Consider the following 1,841-nt stretch of genomic DNA (forward strand, 5'->3'; position numbering starts at 1 on the left):
GGAAGATTGTGGGTTTCTGTCAGTCTTACTACTGCTGCTTATTGTCTTGGCTGTGAATATGCTAACGGTAAAGAATCTCAATCTCAATATGAGGCTATGCTGATTTCTTCAGAAGAGAATTTTGGAGTTACAGCACTGGAGTTTTTTGAAAACCACGTTAAGGTAGCTTTAGACAAGGTGTTAGCTTGGGCGCAAGCACAAGATATTAAGAAAAAATTACGTGAAAAAGCTGCTAATCATTCTCTCGTTGCAAAGGCTCTACTCGGCGATACCGAAGCTTTAAGGAATTACAAACCTACACCTCAATTATATACACCAGAGTTTTCTGATTATGAAAAGATGACACAGGTTGAGCGCGTCATCTTTTTTGCTGANCGACCGCTTCATTCAATTTGATTTTGGTTTTATACGTCTTCCAAATGATGATTACAATGTTCATCTTGAAGCAGGGATCTCCAACGAAGATATTTCTGTAGCTTGCCATTATATTCACGATAGTAGAAAATGTAGGCAGATATCAGCTACAAATATTTATCAGTCTTTTAATACGATTGAGGGAGGGGTTTTTAGTGGTGTTGATAAAGGGATTGATATTTGTGTAGAGACATTAGATGAGCAAGAGCTTATCAAAATCTCTGAGCGGATAATACAATGGGCACGTGCTCAGGATTTAGAAGCAGCGATAGAAAGCAAAGCGCTTGTTCAAAAATATAGCTCTTGTCCCGATATCCCATGGCATTTGGCTTGTTTAGCATTAACAGGTCAAATTGATGTCCTGAAATCCTATCAAAATGTCGTAAAAGCAGGTACGATTTCTGAATATTTAGATGACGATGATGTGGAAAAATATGTTAATCACGCTGTTCAATTTGCTGAAGGACATCTGAGCGTTTTAAAGGAGCGAGAGGCGGCGGATGCACGTATCGATGTACAATCTTTAGCTCTCCTTAATACAGTTTCTGAAACATTAAAAATGATGAACTGGACAGTCTATCGCGACAAAAATTATAATCGTAATGCCTATTTTATAAGCAAAGACCGTATTATCAACATAATGTACAGTCTTGATAGAAAAGGAAAAACACCGATCGTTATATTCAAGGCTTCACTTTCAACACTTGCCTTTTCCACTGCTCATAGGGATGTTTTTCCCGAGAAGCCTCAATATATAGCTCTCAAAGAGGCAGAAGAAGTTTATACAGTTTCTAGTGTTGAAGTTGAAGAAGGCAAACTGAAGCAAATCTGTGTGGATATTCTTAAGTGGGCTGATAACCAAAACACCAACCAAATCATTTATGATTATGCGGCGTTGCCAACAAATAGTGAATTTTGCCTTGCAGAATTTCACCTTATTGCACTTATTTTGACTGGTAATGTCAAAAAACTTAAGTTTTATAAGGAGAGTTTTCAAAGAAAGAACCGTCTAGGCTTTGTAGATACTATCACAAAATATGATATTGACAACGCGCTTAATCTTGCCCAGCGTTATTGAACAGGTTTTCCTAAAAACGTTCCAATTTTGAGTTTGGATCCGCAAACAGCATCTGTTGCTTCTAAAACAACTTCTGTTGAAGTGGATGACACTGATGATCGTCTCACCATGGAAAGTGCTCATGCACTTTTAAAAAGCTTAGGCTGGTCAACCGAGAAAATCAATGAGAATGATTATATGGCAAGCTATCAATTGGCTGATCGTGAAGTAGATATTCTTTATAACGACGAAATTGCCAAAGACTACCCGCAATTTGATAGCGCCTTTATGATTAGCACGGGCATTCTTTCCACCGCTTGTAAATTCATTGATCCTACCCACACGGAAGATATTCCAGATATACAGCTTA

Annotated in this window: 1 pseudogene; it reads left to right on the plus strand. The window is 38.0% G+C overall.

Annotated elements, in window-relative coordinates:
• A pseudogene (locus ACFIMC_RS05130) lies at positions 1–1,841 on the plus strand (DUF6990 domain-containing protein); the annotation flags it as partial.

It is taken from the genome of Bartonella sp. AP21QHHD (assembly GCF_042196205.1).
Classification (GTDB): domain Bacteria; phylum Pseudomonadota; class Alphaproteobacteria; order Rhizobiales; family Rhizobiaceae; genus Bartonella.